Annotated in this window: 2 protein-coding genes; both read left to right on the top strand. The window is 42.6% G+C overall.

The genetic code is table 11. From position 1 onward, the window contains the following. The first annotated feature begins 148 nt into the window (after positions 1-148). Positions 149-790, top strand: coding sequence for an LppP/LprE family lipoprotein (locus PX481_RS06200; RefSeq protein ID WP_288094008.1), 642 nt, complete (start codon positions 149-151; stop codon positions 788-790). A gap of 58 nt (positions 791-848) precedes the next feature. Beyond that, positions 849-1,270 (top strand): DHH family phosphoesterase (locus PX481_RS06195; RefSeq protein WP_353852185.1); only part of this gene is annotated, 422 nt, incomplete at its 3' end.

Raw genomic sequence — 1,270 nt, 5'->3', positions numbered from 1 at the left:
TGACAGTTTACTGGTTAAATGGTAGTAATGGTCAACAACAATTAAGCCAATGGCGAGATAAATTAGCAGCACAACAGGGGATGGTTTGTACCATCAATAACGTGCAGTTATTCGATACTCAAGAAAATATACCCAACCCATCAAAACCATGATTAAATTAGCAGTTTTGCCTCAGTCTATCCTCCTGGGTATCAGTTTACTATTAAATAATTCTCTGCCCTTACTTGCCCAATCTACACCCCTGAGCGTGGATAATTTAAGAAACACCGTCTATAACATTCCTAATCGGGGTTCCGTAATTGTCAGCGATGGTATTTTTCAATCCAATGAGGGACAGATTTTAGGAGTGCAAGTCAGTCGAGAAGCTTTGATGGGGGACTATAATAATGATCAAAGGAATGATGGTATTGTCGTGTTAAGAGTGATTACCAGAGATCAACAGCAATTACATTATTTAGCCCTAGTGATCGATAATAACGGTACTGCCACTAACACCGATACTGTCCTGTTAGCCGATCGAGTAATTGTCGATAATCTGAGTGCCAAAGATGGTATGATCACCGTCAACATGAGAAGATTTCTCCCTCGGGATCCTTCCTGTTGTCCGTCGGGAGTTATCACCCAACAATTTGCGATTAATCCTAGTATTAATCAATTGACTTTACTGAGTACCAACGAAAGTCAACCCACCACCCCAAATGTGCAGTTAGTACCCGCTTCTCCCCTGAGAATTAATAATAGTAATCTCCCCTTTCAACCTCCCGCTGGGGCCATCCAAATCCGCTTTTAACCTTGTTTTTGGTGCGTTACGCTATGCTAACGCACCCTACTGGATTGTTTGAGAAAAAATGACCTACAAATATCCCATCCAACGCTGGTATATTGCCGCGGCTAATCCCGAAAAAATCGAGGGGTTAGCGCGAGAAATGGGACTATCATCGTTATTAGCAACTATCTTAATTAATCGCGGTATTGATACCCCCGAATTAGCTAAAACTTATATAGATCCTGAAGCGGATACCTTACCCTCTCCCCTGGGGGAATTTCCCGACTTAGAAAAAAGTGTCAATTTATTAGTAAAAGCGATCGCTAGGGGCGATAAAATTGCTATCTGTGGGGACTACGATGCCGATGGCATGACCAGTACATCTTTACTGTTAAGAGCCTTGAGACATCTCGGTGCTAGGGTAAATCATGCCATACCCAGTCGCATGAAAGAGGGATACGGAATTAATCAGCGCATTGTCGAAGAATTTGCCGAGTCGGGAGT

Source organism: Microcystis sp. M53603_WE2 (assembly GCF_030065435.1).
The sequence above is the reverse complement of the archived record's forward strand: the minus strand, read 5'-3'. Positions and strand labels throughout refer to the sequence as shown.